Source organism: Streptomyces sp. SP18CS02 (genome assembly GCF_036322365.1).
GTDB lineage: Bacteria > Actinomycetota > Actinomycetes > Streptomycetales > Streptomycetaceae > Streptomyces.
Genome location: NZ_JAQYXC010000294.1, coordinates 37,736 through 54,419, shown reverse-complemented (window position 1 = coordinate 54,419; position 16,684 = coordinate 37,736). Strand labels below are relative to the sequence as shown.

Genomic DNA, 16,684 nt, shown 5'->3' with positions numbered 1-16,684 from the left:
TTAACCGCAATAGATTTGATCGGGGTTCAGAGCGGCAGCCCCTCGCCCAGCTGCCGGAAGGCCAGCTCCGCCGCCGCGACCGCGTCCGCCTCGACCTCGTCGGCGCTCTCGCCCGCGTCGATCCGCTGCCAGTTCTCCTCGGCGAGGATCCGCTGCACGGCGATGACCTGACCTGCCGCGAGCCGGGCCGGCACCCCACCGCCGAGCGCCTCGGCCAGCGCCCGCTCCGACGCGCCCTGGTAGGCGTACAGCCGGGCGACCAGACTCGGCGTGCCGTACAGCAGCCGGTGGAAGGCGAGGACGGGCTCCTCGTCGCTCAGCCCGGTCACCGGGTCGCGGCGGACGAGTCCGTCGACGAAGTGGAGGTGCAGCGCCCGGAGCGGGCCGACCCCCGCGGGCCGGCCGGCGACCACGCGAGCCGCCTCGTCCCGGTGGTCGGCGAACCGGTGCAGGGCCAGGTCCTCCTTGGCCGGGAAGTAGCGGAAGAGGGTCGGCTTGGACACCTCGGCCGCTTCCGCGATCTCCGCGACCGACACGCGGTCGAACCCCTTCGCCAGGAAAAGGGCGATCGCCGCGTCCGAGATCACCTGGTACGTCCGCTGCTTCTTGCGCGCACGCAGGCCCATGTCACCACTCATGCCAGCAGCGTAAGGGCCGCCCTTGACCTCAAGCACGCTTCACCTTCGAGACTCTCCCCGCGGGTGCCGGACGGACCGGATCCCACCCGCTCCGAGGGGTGTGTGTGAGATGCGCGTGGCACAGGCGATCGCGTTCGGCGGCCCGGAGGTCCTGGTCACGGCCGAGGCTCCGGATCCGGTGGCGGGACCCGGCCAGGCGGTCGTGGACGTCGCGGCCGTCGACACGATCTACGTGGAGACCCAGGTGCGGGCGGGCTGGGGCACCGAATACTTCCCCGTCGAGCCGCCGTACGTACCCGGCGCCGGCATCGCCGGAACGGTGCGGGCCGTCGGCCCCGGCGTCGACGGGGCCTGGCTCGGGCGCCGCGTGATCGCGTCGCTCGGCCACACCGGCGGCTACGCCGAGCAGGCCGTGGCGGACGTGCGGACGCTGGCCCGCGTGCCGGACGGGCTGTCGTTCACCGACGCCGCCGCCCTGGTCCACGACGGCGTCACCGCGGCCGCCCTGCTGGACCTGACGGGCGTCCGGCCGGGAGAGCGGGTGCTGGTCGTCGGCGCCTCGGGCGGCATGGGCACCCTGCTCGTCCAGCTGGCCACGGCCGCGGGCGCCCTCGTCGTCGGCACCGCCCGGGGCGAGCGGAAGAGCGCCCTCGTACGCGAACTGGGCGCACGGGCCACGGTCGACACGAGCGCGCCCGACTGGGTGGAGCGCGCCCGCGAGGCGCTGGGCGCCACCGGTGCGGACGTCGTGCTCGACGGGGTGGGCGGCGAGGTGGGGCTGGCCTCCTTCGCCCTGGTCGCGGACGGGGGACGGTTCTCCGCGCACGGGGCTCCGACCGGCGGGTTCGCCCCGGTGGACCCGGCGGCGGCCGGGGAGCGGGGCGTGCGGCTGCTGGGCATAGAGGACGTACGGCTGAAGGGCGCCGAGCACGTCCGGCTGGCGGAACGGGCGCTGCGGCAGGCGGCCGAGGGGCGGCTGCGGCCGGTGATCGGCGGGACGTTCCCGCTGGAGCGCGCGGCGCAGGCGCACACCGCGATCGAGGACCGGAGCCTGCTCGGCAAGGTGGTGATCACCGTCTGACCCCGGCCGGCCGGACCGGACCCCGGAGGCAGCCGGCCCGGCCCCACCCGGGTCCGGGCCGGAGGACCCGTCCGGATCGTGCCGACCGGACCCCGCCGGCGGCCTCGCGCACCGGAGGGCCCGGTGCCGGTCACCTCCCGCGTACGGCGTCGAGCACCGGCCCCAGCGACATCACCACCGACGCCGCCCCCGCCCGCCGCAGCCGTTCGACGCGCTCCTCGGTCCGCCCGTAGCCGATGAACGCGACACCCGCCGCGCGCGCGGCCGTCACGTCCGCCGCGCTGTCGCCGATCATCAGCGTCGTCGCGGCCTCGGCGCCCAGCGAGTCCAGCGCGCGGTGCAGGCAGTCCGGGTCCGGCCTCAGCCGGTCGGACGCCCGCGTCCGGCCGTGGATCCGGGAGCCGAAGCAGTACTCGGTCCCGCGCTGCGCCAGGTAGGTGCGGGCCGCCCGGGGGGAGTTGTCACCGATGAGGGCCAGGGTGACACCGGTCGCGTGCCAGGTGCGGATCAGCGGGTCCGCGTAGGGCGTCGGCCAGGCGGTCGGTGTGGCCCGCAGCTCCTCGGCGGTGAGCTCCTCCTCCAGCGCCGCGACCAGTCCGCTGTCCGGCCGCAGCCGGCCCACCTCGGCCAGCACGGCGTACGGGTCGCCCCCGTGGAGCACCCGGTCGGGCAGCCGGACCCGCCCGTCGTTGTGCTCCAGCCAGGTGATCAGGTGTCCTGCGACCTGGTCGGCCGGGCGGCCGGCGAAGAGCCGGCACAGTGGTCCGTCGAAGCCGAGGACGACGTGCCCGGCCCCGGCGATACGCGTCGCATCGGAAGTCATCAGCAAAGTGTCGACCCCAAAACGGCACTCTTCCAGACCGCGTACGACCGATTCCGTCCGGACCGGATCAGAAGATGTCCGGGCACCAGGCCCGGCGGGAGGCGCGCAACAGGGTGTCCGCCGTCGCGGCGGCGCCCTGCCGTCCTTCCTCGATCCGGCCGAGCTCCGCGAGCCGCACCACCGACTCGTCGCCGAGGCAGAGCGTCCCGAGCTCCGCGATGTCCATGGTGAGGTCGGGTGAGGCGGTCGTCGGCGCGCAGACCGCGCCCTCCGGTGAGGCGTCCAGCCGGAACCGTCCCCCGGCGAGCCCGGCGGTGTCGTGCAGCTCCAGCACGAGGGTCCCTTCACCGCCGTACGTCCGCGCCTCCAGCGTCCGTACGACGTCGAGGACCCGCACCCACAGCATGTCGGCGTGGGTGGTGACGCGCGCGGCCCGGGGATCGGGCAGCAGCAGCGGCAGCAGGTCGTCGGGGGCGCGGTGGCCGCTCTTCACCAGCATCACCCAGTCGACCGAGCAGAGGAAGAGCCACAGGGCGCGCTCGGCGGCCGGTGTCACCGCGACCAGGTCGCGCACGGTCGCGGTGTTCAGCGGCTGCTTGCCGTCCTCCCAGGTCTCGTCGCAGGTGTACGCGACGTACCCCTCCGGCTGTCCCTCCGCCGACCGGTACACCGCGTAGAACGGCTCCCGCCACGGCTGCCCGGGCAGCGGGTCCACACCGGTGTGCACGTCCCAGCCGCGCTGGTCCCGGCCGACCACGCCGTGCCGCGCGGCCCTCAGCCGCTCGTGCAGCCCGGGACCGGTCCCGCGTATCTCCGGGGCGTCCACGAGGTCGATGCGGCCGCCGTCGTCGGGCCCGGACCGGCGGGGGTCGAGCGCGGCCCGCCGGACGTCGACCGTCCACTCCGTGGTCCAGGCGGCCGGGCCGTAGCCGAAGCGCCCGTAGATCGGGTACTCGGCGGCGATCAGCGTCGAGACGGCGTCCCCGCGCTCCTTGGCGGCCGCGAGATCGGCGTCCATCATCCGGCTGAGCAGACCCCGGCGCCGGTGCGTCGGCGAGACCGTCACGTTGGACACCGCGCTCGCGGCCAGCGGGGCGCCGCCGACGGTCGTCAGCTCCTGCGCGAACGAACGGAACGTGGCGACGCAGCGCCCCTCGTCGAACGCCCCCTGCGTGCGCGCGAGGTCCGTGTGCGGAAGCCGCTGGGCGACCTCCTCGTCCGACACCACCGGCGGCCTGAGGAAACCGGTGCGCAGGGCGCGCAGCCAGTCGCGGTACTCAGGCTCGGTGACAGGGCGCACGTCCAAGTTCATGATCCGTACGCTAGGCGCCCGGTCTCGCGGCCCGCACCGCATTTTCCGCGCCGCGCGGCCCGCCCCGGGCGGGCACCGGACCGATCCCGGCCGTCACCGGGCGGCCCCCCGCGCAGACCCGGACGGCCCCGGGGCCCGACGCGGCCTCCAGGACCGCCGCCGGACCGCTGCCGGACCGCTGTCGGCCGGGCCCCGGACCAGCGCCGTTCCGCCGACAGCCCGAGGCCCCGGCAGCCCGGGCTGTGCGGTCCCGGGTCAGAACGCGGCCCGCACCTCGCCGACCCGCTCTCCGCCGCCCAGCAGCGGGGCGTCGGCGATCCGGCCCACCACCGGCGCCTCGACGCCGAGCAGTTCCAGCGCCCGCGCCAGCACCGGGCCCAGGGCCCGCCCCGCCCCGTCGTCGATCTTGAAGGCCAGCGCGCGCCCGTCCGGGAGGGCCAGCGCCTGGACCGCCTCGGCGCCCATCTTGGACAGCACCCCGGGCAACTCGCTCATCAGCCAGGTGTCCGGGCGCCGTGTGCCCGCCACGTACTCGGGGTGCGCCCGCATCGCGTCCGCGACCCGGCGCTCCGGCGTGCCGGGCTCGGCCAGCACATAGGAGCGGAACGCCCGGGCCAGACCCACCAGGCTGATCGCCATCAGCGGGGCGCCGCAGCCGTCCGTGCCGACCGAGGACACGGTCTCGCCCGACGCGGTCTCGATCTCCGCGAGGACCAGCCGCTGGAGCGGGTGCTCCGCCTCCAGGTAGGTCGTGGGGTCCCAGCCGTTCAGGGCGCAGGCGGCCAGCATGGCCGTGTGCTTGCCCGAGCAGTTCATGGTGAGCCGTTCCCGGACCCGGCCCGACGCCAGGTACGTCTCGGCCTCCACCGGGTCCAGGGGGAGGTCGGGCGGGGTCTGGAGGTCCGCCTCCGAGAGCCCGTGCTCGGCGAGCATGGTGCGTACGAGGTCGAGGTGGAAGGGCTCGCCCGAGTGGCTGGCGGCGGTCAGGGCCAGCCGCTCACCGGAGAGTTCGAGCCCGGCGCGCAGCACGGCCGCCGCCTGCATGGGCTTGTTGGACGACCGCGGGAAGACCGGCGCGGCCGGGTCGCCGATCGTCCGCTCGACCGAGCCGTCGGCGGCGAGCAGGACCAGCGCCCCTCGGTGATGGCCCTCGACGAAGCCGGAACGGACGACCTCGGCGAGGACCGGGGGTATTGCTGCGCTGGCGGACGAGGACATGGCGGTCGGCCTTCCGGAACTGGCGATCCGCTCGGAAGGATCGCTTCAGGTGAGCAGGTCGTCTACTTGTGCTTCGCCTTCACGGTACCTGCGGGCGATCTCCGCGCTGCAATCGTCGGCGGTCCGCTGGAGCTGCTGGCGGCGGCTCGACACCTGCTGTTCGTAGCGCGCCAGCCGTCCCATCGCCGCGTGCAGCTCCTCGTCCGTGCGGGCGTCCAGGTCCGACAGCTCGACGTCGGACAGCATCTCGGACGCCAGCCGCCGGTACTCCTCGCCGCGCGGAGTGGAGAGCGTCACGTGGCGGGCCGAGGTGCGGTGCCGCGAAGGGGTGTCGGCGAGGATCTCCGGGAGCCGGTCGACGACCGGGACCTCGGCGTCGCAGCGCCGGGAGAGCTCGGCCCGCAGGATGTCGATCCGGCCCTGGAGCAGCCGCCGCACATAGCTCATGTCGGCCTCGTCGCCGTGCGAGTCGCGCCGCAGCGCGCGCAGCTCCGGCAGGCGCAGGGCCCTGAGGTCGTGCTGCCGGGGTTCCGGCAGGGCGCACTCGGAGGCCCGCTGCACGGGGGGCCGCACAGCCGTGTGGGTGCCGGTGCCCGCGCAGGTCATCGGTGCGCTACCGGGAGTCTGCCCGGCTCCAGGTGTGCTCATGAGAATCCGTCCCCTCGACCGGTGCTCGGGTCTCCCCGGGCCCGAAGGACCCGGGGGAAGCACCGCCTGACACGCATGGTGCCACTCCTGCCCGGGGCCGTGCAGGCGCTCTACACCCGTTCGGCCCCGGCTAGGTTGGTCTGTATGCGTGCAGTGGTGCAGAGGGTCGACGGCGCGACAGTCGCCGTCGCGGGAGAGACCGTCGGCGAGATCGTCGGCGAAGGACTGTGTGTGCTGGTGGGAGTCACCCACGAGGACACCCCGGAGAAGGCGGCGCAGCTGGCCCGCAAGCTCTGGTCGGTGCGGATCCTGGAGGGCGAGAAGTCCTGCTCGGATGTGAATGCGCCCTTGCTGGTGATTTCGCAGTTCACTCTCTACGGGGACGCCCGTAAGGGACGGCGCCCCACATGGAACGCGGCGGCGCCCGGCGGGGTCGCCGAGCCGCTCGTCGACGAGGTGGTGGCGCGGCTGCGGGAGCTGGGCGCGACGGTGGAGACGGGCCGGTTCGGAGCGGACATGCGGGTCTCGCTCACCAACCACGGCCCGTTCACCGTCATCGTCGAGGTCTGACCGGCCCGACCGGTCCCGTACGGGCCGGCCGGTCCCCCACCGGCTGCCGGCCGTTACGGCTCGACGACCGTTTCCTGGGCGGCCGCCGTGTCGCCCGCCAGCAGCGGGGCGTCGACGGCCACATTGCGCTTCACCAGGGCGAGCGCGATGGGGCCCAGCTCGTGGTGGCGTACGGACGTGGTCACGAAGCCCAGCTGGCGCCCCTCGGCCCCGTCGGCGGCGAGCCGGACCGGCGTGCCGTGCCCGGGCAGGTGCACCTCGCTGCCGTCCAGGTGCAGGAAGACCAGCCGGCGCGGCGGCTTCCCCAGGTTCTGCACCCGGGCGACGGTCTCCTGGCCCCGGTAGCAGCCCTTCTGGAGGTGTACCGCGCTGCCGATCCAGCCCAGCTCGTGCGGAATGGAGCGGTGGTCGGTCTCGAAGCCGAGGCGGGGGCGGTGCGCCTCCACGCGCAGCGCCTCGTACGCCAGGATCCCGGCGACCGGACCGTTGGCCGCGGCGAACGCCTCCAGGTCCTCCCGGGGCAGGAACAGGTCCCGGCCGTGCGGGGCCTCCCGTACGACCGTGCCCTGCGGCACCTCGGCGATCGACCCGGCCGGCAGGTGCACCACCGCGAAGTCGTCGGTGCGGTCGGCCACCTCGACCCGGTAGAAGAACTTCATCGACTCCAGGTAGCCGAGCAGCGCCTCCCGCGTGCCGGGTTCCACGTGCGCCCAGACCGTCCCGCCGTCGTCGACGAGGTAGAGGGCGTGCTCGATGTGCCCGTTCGCGGAGAGGATCAGCGCCTCGGTGGCCTGGCCGGCCGGCAGGTCACTGACGTGCTGGGTGAGCAGCAGGTGCAGCCAGCTCAGCCGGTCGTCGCCGGAGATGGTGATGACGCCGCGGTGGGAGAGGTCGACGAGACCCCTGCCGGCGGCCAGGGCGCGCTGCTCGCGGAAGAGGTCGCCGTAGTGCGCGGCGACGCCTTCGTCGCGGCCCTCGGCGGGGACCGCACCGGGCAGGGACAGGAGAGGGCTCTTCATATGGAAAGACTACGACTCGGCGGGCGGGGCGGCCGACGCCTGCGCCGCGCAGTCCTTGCAGCGGCCGAAGATCGCGAAGTGCTTGAGATCCGTGTCGAAGCCGAAGGTCTCGCGGAGGCTTCCGGTGAAGTCCGCGGCCACCTCCACGTCCGCCTCGATGACGTTGGTGCAGTCACGGCACACCAGATGCAGATGGTGGTGCCGGTCGGCGAGGTGATAGGTCGGGGCGCCGTGCCCGAGGTGGGCGTGGCTGACCAGGCCGAGCTCCTCCAACAGCTCCAGCGTCCGGTAGACCGTGGAGATGTTCACCCCCGAGGCCGTCTTGCGCACATGGCCGAGGATGTCGTCGGGTGTCGCGTGCTCCAGCACGTCCACCGCTTCCAGTACAAGCTGGCGCTGGGGAGTCAGCCGGTAGCCGCGCTGCCGCAGATCGCTCTTCCAGTCGGTGCTCACCACGCCGTCCAGTGTAGGAGCACCGGCCCCCGGCCGGGGGCCGGTGGCGGAAGCGGTCCCGGAGCGGCCCGCCGGGACGGGCCCGCTCCGGGCGGTGCGGGGCCTACTTGAAGAAGGTGATGCCGTCGTCCGGCAGGTCACCCAGGTCCTTCGCCCACGCCTCGACCTGCTCGGGCGTCACGACCTTCTTCAGGTGCGCGGACATGTAGGGGCGCAGCGGGACCTCCGGGGTCGCCTTCTCGCCGACCCACATCAGGTCGCTCTTCACATAGCCGTACAGACGCTTGCCGCCGGTGTACGGGCCCGCCGTGGCGGTCCGCGCGACCGCGTCCGTGACCAGGTCGATCTGCGGCTTCTGGTCGGCGAGCTCGCCGTACCAGATCTCCACGACGCCCTGGTCGCGCACCATCACGATCTCGACCTTGCGGTCCTTGTCGATGCGCCAGTAGCCGCTCTCGCTCTCCAGCGGCCGCACCTTGTTGCCCTCGGCGTCCAGGACCCAGGAGTGCGAGACGTACTCCAGGAAGTCACGGCCGTCGTGGCTGAAGGTGACGGACTGGCCGAAGTTGCACTTCTCGGCGCCGGGGAAGTCGGACACGCCCGCGCCCTCCCACGTACCCAGGAGGAACGCGAGGGGGACGAGGTCCGGGTTCAGGTCGGACGGGATCTCGATCATGAGCAGCTCAGGCGATCTGTAGTGGGGTACGAGCGAGTGGGTTTCAGCGCTGGCCCTGGTACAGCTTCTTCACGGTCAGGCCGGCGAAGGCGATGACACCGACACAGACCAGGACCAGCAGGGCGGAGAAGAAAGCCTCAAGCACGGGGTGCTCCTCGATGAGGGAAGTGAGCAGTAGGGCCGGGGCCCAGCCTAATGGGTGGGGGTCCCGGACTCTCTGTGAGGTACGCCTGGCCGGGCGACCCGGCAGGGCGGGCGCCCGGCGTACGGGCGGTTTCCCGTCCGCGGCGGCGCCCCGCACCGCCGCGGACACCGGGCCGCGCACTACAGTTCGGCGTATGGCGAAGAAGCTCGTGATCAAGGTGACCGCCGGGGCCGACGCCCCCGAGCGCTGTTCCCAGGCATTCACGGTGGCCGCGGTCGCCGTGGCCAGTGGGGTGGAGGTGTCGCTCTGGCTGACCGGCGAGTCCTCCTGGTTCGCGCTGCCCGGGCGGGCGGCCGAGTTCGAGCTGCCGCACGCGGCGCCGCTGCCGGACCTGATCGAGTCGGTCCTGGCGGCCGGGCGGATCACGTTGTGCACCCAGTGCGCGGCCCGCCGGGAGATCACGGAGAAGGACGTGCTGGACGGCGTACGGATCGCGGGCGCGCAGGTCTTCGTCAGCGAGATCATGGCGGACGACACGCAGGCGCTCGTCTACTGACGGGCCGCTGCCGACGGCGGGCGCGCCGACGGGCCGGGCCGGGTCGGCGCCCGTCTACTGCCGCTTCCCCCTGCCGTCGAGCTCGTCCCACCACTCGTCGGACGTGGGGTCGCCCGACGGGTCGTCCCACCAGCGGTCCTCGGGGCCGCGCCGGTTGGCGATCATCGCCGCCACGGGCGGGATGACCATGGCGACCAGGCACATCCCGATGGCGGCCGGCATCGACCACAGCCGTACGACGGCCCAGGCGCCCACGAAGAGCACCAGGCAGGCCGCCATCATCCCGAAGTAGACGTGCCGGCGCCGCGCGTACATACCTCCAGCGTACGACCGAAGGGCCGCACCTCGTTCCCGGTAAGCGTCCAACCCCCAGGAGGTGCGGCCCTTCGGCCGGTACGCGGGCCGTGACGGCCCGAAGCCCGAGAGGCGCCCCCGGCGCCGGACGGCACGGGGGGCGCGTCACGAGCTAGACGGCGATCGCGACCTCGGCGAGGCCACCGGTCTCGGCGACGACCGTACGGTCCGCCGTGGCGCCCGGGACGAGCGCCCGGACGGTCCAGGTGCCCTCGGCCGCGTAGAAGCGGAACTGACCCGTCGCAGAGGTCGGAACCTCGGCGGTGAACTCGCCGGTCGAGTCCAGCAGGCGCACGTAACCGGTGACGGGCTGGCCGTCCTTGGTCACCTGACCCTGGATGGTGGTCTCACCGGGCTTGATCGTCGAGGCGTCGGGGCCGCCGGCCTTTGCTCCACACATATGTCTGTTCCTTAAGTGGTTCGGAGTCCGGGTTACTTGTTGGCGCCGAGCTCGATCGGCACACCGACGAGGGAGCCGTACTCGGTCCACGAGCCGTCGTAGTTCTTGACGTTCTCCTGGCCGAGGAGCTCGTGCAGCACGAACCAGGTCAGCGCGGAGCGCTCACCGATGCGGCAGTACGCGATGGTGTCCTTGGACAGGTCGACCTGCTCGTCCTCGTAGAGGGCCTTGAGCTCCTCGTCGGACTTGAAGGTGCCGTCGTCGTTGGCGTTCTTCGACCACGGGATGTTGCGCGCGGAGGGCACGTGGCCGGGGCGCTGCGACTGCTCCTGCGGGAGGTGGGCCGGGGCGAGCAGCTTGCCGCTGAACTCGTCGGGCGAGCGCACGTCGACCAGGTTCTGCGCACCGATCGCGGCGACGACGTCGTCGCGGAAGGCGCGGATCGAGGTGTCCTGCGGCTTGGCCTTGTACTCGGTGGCCGGACGGGCCGGGACCTCGGCCACGAGGTCACGGGAGTCGAGCTCCCACTTCTTGCGGCCGCCGTCGAGCAGACGGACGTCACCGTGCCCGTAGAGCTTGAAGTACCAGAAGGCGTAGGACGCGAACCAGTTGTTGTTGCCGCCGTAGAGGACGACGGTGGTGTCGTTGGCGATGCCCTTCGCCGACAGGAGCTTCTCGAAGCCCTCCTGGTCGATGAAGTCACGGCGGACCGGGTCCTGGAGGTCCTTCGTCCAGTCGATCCGGATCGCGTTCCTGATGTGGTTCTTCTCGTACGCCGAGGTGTCCTCGTCGACCTCGACGATGGCTACCTGCGGGTCGTCGATGTGGGCCTCGACCCAGTCGGCGTCGACCAGGACGTCGCTGCGGCTCATGCTGTTTCTCCTCCGGGGCAGTGTGCGGCGGGGTTGCGGCGCTATGCGGCAGGGTCGTGCCGGGCGCTCTTCGCGTCGGGGGACGGCGTGGCGGCTTCGGCACCGGACGGGCCTCGATGGATCTCGAAGGCCCGGCTGACGCGGGACGTCGGGCGTCCCGCTCAGACGCAGCGACAGAGCATGGCGGCGACGCGGCACAGGTCTACTGCCCGCCGCTTCGTGAGATCCGCCTGTCGCTTCATGGGTCAGATCGTAGGGACGGACAGGCGGCCGTGTCACCGGCGTGTCGCATCCTGAGACTCGATCATCCACTATGCGAGATGAGAGATGCCCCGGAGGCCCCGGCGGCCGGTCCCCGGGCGGGGCGGACACCCCCCGCATCTGCGGACCGGACGCCGCCGTCTCAGCATGTGACCCGGGCGGGTCTCAGCCCGCCAGGGCGACGTTCTGGCCGCCGACCGTGATGGCGATGCCGTCGGGCAGCGCCTCGACCTTCGTCAGCCTGAGCCCGGCCGGCATCCCGCCGACCTGCCGGTCGAAGTCGGTCCGCTCCCTGACCATGTCCTCCAGGCCCGGAATGCCCTCGCCGGGCACCGAGTCGGCGCGCACCCGGATGGTGTCGCCCTCGACGAGGCTGACGGTGGACAGCACGCTGCGGGTGATGCTCTTGCCGAGGACCTCGGCGGTGCCGGTGACCTTGACCTTGCCGTTGCCGCCGAATCCGACGGTGACGTCCTCGCCGGACGCCCTGCCGAGGTCGGCGTAGGAGACCCGGGCGGTGCCGGAGGCGGTGGCGGCGACGGCCCGGGAGAAGTTGTCCTCCAGGCGTACGTCCCGGAGGGCCGCGTTCATCTCCGAGAGGCGGACCTTGCGCCCGCCGGCGACCGCGTCCACCCCGCTGAGCCGGATGTCGACCTGGTCGAGCTCCTTGCCGAGGACCTGGGTCAGGAACGGGAATCCCTTGATCGAGACTTCCGTGGTCCCCGCCAGCCCCTGGGCGGCCTGGACCTTCTGTGCCGCCTCGTCCTCGGCGAAATTCACCGCGAGCCGGTCCACGGCGACGAAAAGGCCGCCGAGGATCACGGCGGTGATCAGCAGTATTCGCAGTGCGCGCATCGCTCGGTCTTCCCCACCCTCTTCGCGCACGGGATCCCCCGTGCCCGGTCAGCCCCGTCAGTCAAGATCGACGCCCGAGGCAAGGAGTTGGTTCCCCCCTGCCCCGGGCACCCCTCAGGTCAACGCCCGTCCCAGCAGGTACACGGCGGGCGCGGCGACGGTGAGCGGCAGCGCCACCCCGGCCGTCATGTGGACGAAGCGCGAGGGGTAGTCGTAACTGGCGACCCGCAGCCCGATCAGCGCGCACACCCCGGCCCCCAGCCCGAGCAGCGCGCCCTTCGTCCCCAGGTCCGTCAGTCCGCCGGCCGCGATCCCGGCGCCGGCCGCGGCCAGCAGCGCCACCACGACGGACACGGCGCCCGGCAGCGGCAGGGCGCGCGCGAGGACCGCCACGGCGACCGCGAGCGAGCCCACGACCACCGCGTCGGAGGCGGCCGCGAGGTGTCCGGCGGCGACGATGGCGAGCGCCGACGACGCGACGGTGGCCATCAGGCCGTACATCCGCTCCTCGGCGCCCGCGTGGCTGCGCAGCTGGAGGACCAGCACGAGCAGGACCCAGACGCCGAGCGTGCCGATGATCGCCGCGGGGGCGTTCTCCCGGCCGGCGGCGAGCAGCGCGGCATCGGCCGCGGCCCCGCCGAGGAAGGCGAGCGCGATGCCCTGACGGGCGGGCCACATGCCGTTGAGCCGGAACCACCCCGCGGCGGTGACCGCCTGGAGCAGGATCAGCGGGACGAGCAGGCCGTAGGGCCCGATGGCGGCGCCGCCGGCGAGCAGCAGCCCGAGGAGGGCGGTCAGCGCGGCGGGCTGCGTGCCGGGCGCGATGATCGGCGAGCGGCCCTCGGCGCGGGCGCGCTGGGCGTCGGTGATCCGCGCGTTGCCCATGGTGGTGGGGGCGCTGTACCCGTCCTCGGCGGCGGGCGCGGCCGGAGCGGCGGGCGCGGCGGGTGCCGCCGCGGGCTCCGCCGTGACCGGCCGCAGGTAGGCCGTCGGTGTGTCGTAGGGCGCCCGGCCGTCGTGCGGCCCCGGCGCCCCGTACCCGGCCGGGGCGCCGTACGTCCCCTGCCCGTCGTACGGTCCCTGCGCGCCGTACCGCGCCCCGGGACCGGCCCCGCCCTGCCCGTCGTACCCGCCCTGTGTGCCGTACCCGCCCTGTGTGCCGTACCCGCCCTGTGTGCCGTACCCGCCCTGTGTGCCGTACCCGCCCTGTGTGCCGTACCCGCCCTGTGTGCCGTACGAGACCGGGTCCGCGGCCTCCGGGGGCAGCGGCTGCGCCTCCTGCGCCGGCAGGTACGTGGTGTCCTCGGCGGACGGGTGCGGCTGCTGGTGCGGCTGGGCGTGCTGCTGCTGGACGGGCGGAACCGCCGGCTGGTACTGGGTGTCCCAGGTCTGGCCCTCCCACGTCTGGGCGACGTCGGGGTCCTGGTAGCCGTACGGATACTGCTGATCGCTGCTCATGTTGTGCGGTTCACCCTCCTGCGAACGGCGGGAGCACCTCGACCGTGCCGCCCTCGGCAAGCCGTACGGTCTCATGGCCACGGGTCCCGACGGGGTCGCCGTCGACCAGGAACGAACACCGCCGGAGCACCTGGACGAGCTCGCCGGGGTGCCTCTCGCGGACGGCGTCCAGCGCCTGGGCCAGGTTCTCCGCGCTGTACGGCTCCTCGGCGGTACCGGCGGCGGCCTTGGCCGCGGCCCAGTAGCGGATGGTCCCCGCTGCCATAGCGGCACTCCTTTCGTCGGCCTCGTCGGCATCCATGATGGGCTATGCCGCCACCAGCCAGTCGGCCATCCTGCCCAGCAGGCCGACGCCGGCCGCGTTCTCGGCGTGCCCCATGCCCGGCTCCAGCCACAGCTCGGCGTTCCCGCCCGCCGCCTCGGCCAGCATCCGCGGGTGGTCCACCGGGAAGTACGGGTCGCGGTCGCCGTGCACGATCAGCAGCGGCGTGGGCGCGATGAGCGGCACCGCCTCGACGGGGGAGAGCGGCACCGGGTCCCAGTCCCGGTGGTGGATACGGGTGCGCAGCCCGTACCGGCCCACGAGCCGGCCGGCCGGCCGGGTGACCACCCAGTGCAGCCGCCGCATCGGCGCCGTCCCCCGGTAGTACCAGCGCGCCGGGGCGCTCACGGCGGCCACCGCGTCGGCGCGGGTGCGCGGGTCGGGCCGGTGGAGGGCGGCGTGCCGCAGGACGACCGACCCGCCCATCGAGAACCCGGCCGTCACCACGCGCGTGTGGCCGAGTTCGCGCGCCCACGCGACCGCCGCGGCCAGGTCCCAGACCTCCCGGTCGCCGACGGTGGAGCGCCCGCCCGATCCGCCGTGGCCCCGGAAGGAGAAGGTGACGACCCCCGCGCGGGAGCCGAACACCCGAGCGGCCCGGCGGATCGCGGGGCGGCTCGCCGCGCCGGTGAAGCCGTGGGCGACGACAATGGCAGTCCCGGTTCCGCCGGCCGGTCCCGGGCCCCCGTCCGCACCGTCCTCCCTGCCCGTACACGACTCGAAGACGGCCTCGATCGGCACTCCGTCAGGCGTACGGAGGGTTGCGCGCAAAGGGCTGCGAGTGATCGAGGAAACATCCACACTGTGAAATGGCTCCTCTGTCCCGGCACTCATGTGGGCTATTGTGCTCGGCAGAGGATCCGGGCGACGCAGCCCCCGGGTCCTTTTGCGTTTCCCGGCCGTTGTTACAGGCAGGTGAACAAAGGCTCTCAGGGCGCGAGGGCCGACGTACGAAGCAGTGCCGCAACTCCCCCACACCCGGCGGCGTGGGAGGTACCCCCAGCAGGGACCGAGGAGGAACCGAAGGTTATGGGCGAGCGAACCGTGCACGAAGACAGTCCGACGCGGGCAGGTGGGGCGCGATGAGTTCTCTGCTGCTCCTGACCAATGCCCTCCAGCCGTCGACGGAGGTGCTTCCCGCCCTCGGCCTGCTGCTGCACAACGTACGGGTGGCTCCCGCCGAGGGACCGGCCCTCGTCGACACCCCCGGTGCCGACGTGATCCTGGTCGACGGCCGCCGCGACCTGCCGCAGGTGCGGTCGCTGTGCCAGCTGCTGCGGTCGACCGGCCCGGGCTGCCCCCTGCTCCTCGTCGTCACGGAGGGCGGTCTCGCGGCCGTCACCGCCGACTGGGGCATCGACGACGTCCTGCTGGACACCGCGGGCCCCGCCGAGGTCGAGGCCAGGCTGCGGCTGGCCATGGGACGCCAGCAGATCACCACCGACGACTCCCCCATGGAGATCCGCAACGGCGACCTGTCGGTCGACGAGGCCACCTACAGCGCGAAGCTGAAGGGCCGGGTCCTGGACCTGACCTTCAAGGAGTTCGAGCTGCTCAAGTACCTGGCCCAGCACCCTGGCCGGGTCTTCACCCGCGCCCAGCTCCTCCAGGAGGTCTGGGGGTACGACTACTTCGGCGGCACCCGCACGGTCGACGTCCACGTGCGGCGCCTGCGCGCCAAGCTCGGACCCGAGCACGAGTCGCTGATCGGCACCGTCCGGAACGTCGGCTACCGGTTCGTCACCCCCGAGAAGGTCGAGCGCGCCGCCGAGGAGGCCCGCGGCAAGAAGTCCGCGGCGGCCGCCCCCCGGGCGGAGGAGGCGCAGCAGCCGCAGGAAGCCGCTGTACGCCCTGCCCAGGGATAGGTCACCACGCGTAGACTGCCGCGCGTGGCCAAGGTGACGCGGGACGATGTGGCGCGACTGGCGGGGACTTCGACCGCGGTCGTGAGCTACGTCATCAACAACGGACCCCGGCCGGTCGCCCCGGCCACGCGCGAGCGGGTGCTCGCCGCCATCAAGGAGCTGGGCTACCGGCCCGACCGGGTCGCGCAGGCCATGGCCTCGCGGCGCACGGACCTCATAGGCATGATCGTCCCGGACGCCCGGCAGCCGTTCTTCGCCGAGATGGCGCACGCGGTCGAACGGGCCGCCGCCGACCGCGGGAAGATGGTCCTCGTCGGCAACTCGGACTACCGCGACGAGCGCGAGGTCCACTACCTGCGGGCCTTCCTCGGCATGCGGGTCGCCGGTCTCATCCTGGTCAGCCAGGGGCCCAGCGAGCGCGCCGCGCAGGAGATCGAGGCCTGGGACGCGCGCGTGGTCCTGCTGCACGAGCGGCCGGAGGCCATCGACGACGTCGCCGTCGTCACGGACGACATCGGCGGCGCCCAGCTCGCCACCCGTCACCTCCTGGAGCATGGCCACGCGTACGTCGCCTGCCTCGGCGGCGTCGAGTCGACCCCGGCGGTCGGCGACCCGGTGGCCGACCACGTCGAGGGCTGGCGCCGGGCGATGCTGGAGTCGGGCCGCCCGGTGGAGGGCCGGCTGTTCCAGGCGCCCTACAACCGCTACGACGCCTACCAGGTGGCCCTGAAGATCCTGGCGGGCCCCGACCGGCCGCCGGCCATCTTCTGCTCGACCGACGACCAGGCCATCGGCGTCCTCCGGGCGGCCCGGGAGCTGCGCATCGACGTGCCCGGCGAGCTGGCCGTCGCGGGCTTCGACGACGTGAAGGAAGCCGCGCTGACGGACCCCCCGCTCACCACGGTCTCCTCCGACCGTCCGGCGATGGCCCGCGCGGCGGTGGACCTGGTCCTGGACGACGGGCTGCGGGTCGCCGGGTCGCGCCGGGAACGGGTCAGGCAGTTCCCCTCGGCGCTGATCGTGCGCCGGTCCTGCGGCTGCGACGGGCAGCCGGCCGACGTCGGCACCGACGGCCTTGTCGCCGACGACCTTATATAGGGCATACACGGTTCTGCCGGACTTCTCAGACCTTCCTCAGCCGCTTCTCATGAACGGCTC

General features: G+C 73.2%; 21 protein-coding genes. 5 read left to right on the top strand and 16 right to left on the bottom strand.

Annotated features, from left to right (window positions below; genetic code table 11):
• Window positions 1–26: 26 nt before the first annotated feature.
• Entirely contained in the window at window positions 27–638 is a 612-nt protein-coding gene (locus PUR26_RS24550; RefSeq protein WP_329875076.1) for a TetR/AcrR family transcriptional regulator, read from the bottom strand.
• Between the two features lie 109 nt (window positions 639–747).
• Here PUR26_RS24550 and PUR26_RS24545 point away from each other — a divergent pair, with 109 nt between their 5' ends.
• Complete coding sequence (locus PUR26_RS24545) at window positions 748–1,719, top strand: zinc-binding dehydrogenase (RefSeq protein ID WP_329875074.1); 972 nt, start codon at window positions 748–750, stop codon at window positions 1,717–1,719.
• Between the two features lie 130 nt (window positions 1,720–1,849).
• Here the strand turns inward: PUR26_RS24545 and PUR26_RS24540 are convergent, their stop codons facing one another.
• The 4 genes from PUR26_RS24540 to PUR26_RS24525 all read right to left on the bottom strand — a co-directional run bounded on the left by PUR26_RS24540 (window position 1,850) and on the right by PUR26_RS24525 (window position 5,720).
• Entirely contained in the window at window positions 1,850–2,542 is a 693-nt protein-coding gene (locus PUR26_RS24540) for an HAD family hydrolase (protein ID WP_329875073.1), read from the bottom strand.
• A gap of 67 nt (window positions 2,543–2,609) precedes the next feature.
• Window positions 2,610–3,854, bottom strand: a complete 1,245-nt coding sequence (locus PUR26_RS24535; protein WP_329875067.1) for a GNAT family N-acetyltransferase — start codon at window positions 3,852–3,854, stop codon at window positions 2,610–2,612.
• Between the two features lie 255 nt (window positions 3,855–4,109).
• Complete coding sequence (locus PUR26_RS24530; protein ID WP_329875065.1) at window positions 4,110–5,072, bottom strand: asparaginase; 963 nt, start codon at window positions 5,070–5,072, stop codon at window positions 4,110–4,112.
• 45 nt (window positions 5,073–5,117) lie between these two features.
• On the bottom strand, window positions 5,118–5,720 hold the full coding sequence (locus PUR26_RS24525; RefSeq protein ID WP_329875064.1) for an RsiG family protein: 603 nt from the start codon (window positions 5,718–5,720) through the stop codon (window positions 5,118–5,120).
• 144 nt (window positions 5,721–5,864) lie between these two features.
• On the opposite strand from PUR26_RS24525, the gene dtd reads away from it, so the two are divergent.
• Window positions 5,865–6,290, top strand: a complete 426-nt coding sequence (gene dtd, locus PUR26_RS24520; protein WP_329875063.1) for a D-aminoacyl-tRNA deacylase — start codon at window positions 5,865–5,867, stop codon at window positions 6,288–6,290.
• A gap of 53 nt (window positions 6,291–6,343) precedes the next feature.
• Here dtd and ygfZ read toward each other — a convergent pair whose 3' ends face one another.
• The 3 genes from ygfZ to PUR26_RS24505 form a co-directional block, all read right to left on the bottom strand.
• Window positions 6,344–7,309 carry a CAF17-like 4Fe-4S cluster assembly/insertion protein YgfZ gene (gene ygfZ / locus PUR26_RS24515; protein ID WP_329875058.1) on the bottom strand — a complete coding sequence of 322 codons (966 nt, stop codon included), beginning with the start codon at window positions 7,307–7,309 and terminating at the stop codon, window positions 6,344–6,346.
• A 9-nt stretch (window positions 7,310–7,318) separates the two neighbouring features.
• Window positions 7,319–7,765: a Fur family transcriptional regulator gene (locus PUR26_RS24510; protein WP_329875057.1), complete on the bottom strand. Its 447-nt coding sequence runs from the start codon at window positions 7,763–7,765 to the stop codon at window positions 7,319–7,321.
• A 100-nt stretch (window positions 7,766–7,865) separates the two neighbouring features.
• Window positions 7,866–8,438: an FABP family protein gene (locus PUR26_RS24505; protein ID WP_329875055.1), complete on the bottom strand. Its 573-nt coding sequence runs from the start codon at window positions 8,436–8,438 to the stop codon at window positions 7,866–7,868.
• A 338-nt stretch (window positions 8,439–8,776) separates the two neighbouring features.
• Here PUR26_RS24505 and PUR26_RS24500 point away from each other — a divergent pair, with 338 nt between their 5' ends.
• Window positions 8,777–9,139: a DsrE family protein gene (locus tag PUR26_RS24500; RefSeq protein WP_329875053.1), complete on the top strand. Its 363-nt coding sequence runs from the start codon at window positions 8,777–8,779 to the stop codon at window positions 9,137–9,139.
• A gap of 54 nt (window positions 9,140–9,193) precedes the next feature.
• Here the strand turns inward: PUR26_RS24500 and PUR26_RS24495 are convergent, their stop codons facing one another.
• The 8 genes from PUR26_RS24495 to PUR26_RS24465 form a co-directional block, all read right to left on the bottom strand.
• Entirely contained in the window at window positions 9,194–9,454 is a 261-nt protein-coding gene (locus PUR26_RS24495) for a DUF3099 domain-containing protein (RefSeq protein WP_329875051.1), read from the bottom strand.
• Window positions 9,455–9,605: 151 nt separating this feature from the next.
• Window positions 9,606–9,893 (bottom strand): DUF1416 domain-containing protein, encoded by a 288-nt coding sequence (locus PUR26_RS24490; RefSeq protein ID WP_329875049.1) that lies wholly within the window; start codon window positions 9,891–9,893, stop codon window positions 9,606–9,608.
• 32 nt (window positions 9,894–9,925) lie between these two features.
• Complete coding sequence (locus PUR26_RS24485) at window positions 9,926–10,765, bottom strand: sulfurtransferase (RefSeq protein WP_329875047.1); 840 nt, start codon at window positions 10,763–10,765, stop codon at window positions 9,926–9,928.
• Between the two features lie 161 nt (window positions 10,766–10,926).
• The gene (locus PUR26_RS34750; protein ID WP_443077174.1) at window positions 10,927–11,007 is read right to left on the bottom strand and encodes a putative leader peptide; all 81 of its coding nucleotides are present in this window, start codon (window positions 11,005–11,007) and stop codon (window positions 10,927–10,929) included.
• 184 nt (window positions 11,008–11,191) lie between these two features.
• Window positions 11,192–11,881 (bottom strand): LmeA family phospholipid-binding protein, encoded by a 690-nt coding sequence (locus tag PUR26_RS24480; protein ID WP_329875045.1) that lies wholly within the window; start codon window positions 11,879–11,881, stop codon window positions 11,192–11,194.
• Between the two features lie 114 nt (window positions 11,882–11,995).
• Window positions 11,996–13,339 carry a hypothetical protein gene (locus tag PUR26_RS24475; RefSeq protein ID WP_329875043.1) on the bottom strand — a complete coding sequence of 448 codons (1,344 nt, stop codon included), beginning with the start codon at window positions 13,337–13,339 and terminating at the stop codon, window positions 11,996–11,998.
• 10 nt (window positions 13,340–13,349) lie between these two features.
• Window positions 13,350–13,604 (bottom strand): MoaD/ThiS family protein, encoded by a 255-nt coding sequence (locus PUR26_RS24470; protein WP_329875041.1) that lies wholly within the window; start codon window positions 13,602–13,604, stop codon window positions 13,350–13,352.
• 42 nt (window positions 13,605–13,646) lie between these two features.
• Window positions 13,647–14,495, bottom strand: a complete 849-nt coding sequence (locus tag PUR26_RS24465; protein WP_329875039.1) for an alpha/beta hydrolase family protein — start codon at window positions 14,493–14,495, stop codon at window positions 13,647–13,649.
• A gap of 248 nt (window positions 14,496–14,743) precedes the next feature.
• Between PUR26_RS24465 and PUR26_RS24460 the strand changes: the two genes are divergently transcribed.
• A complete protein-coding gene (locus tag PUR26_RS24460; RefSeq protein WP_329875037.1) occupies window positions 14,744–15,526 on the top strand; it encodes a response regulator transcription factor in 783 nt (260 codons plus the stop codon).
• A gap of 24 nt (window positions 15,527–15,550) precedes the next feature.
• The gene (locus PUR26_RS24455) at window positions 15,551–16,624 is read left to right on the top strand and encodes a LacI family DNA-binding transcriptional regulator (protein WP_329875036.1); all 1,074 of its coding nucleotides are present in this window, start codon (window positions 15,551–15,553) and stop codon (window positions 16,622–16,624) included.
• Window positions 16,625–16,684 lie beyond the last annotated feature (60 nt).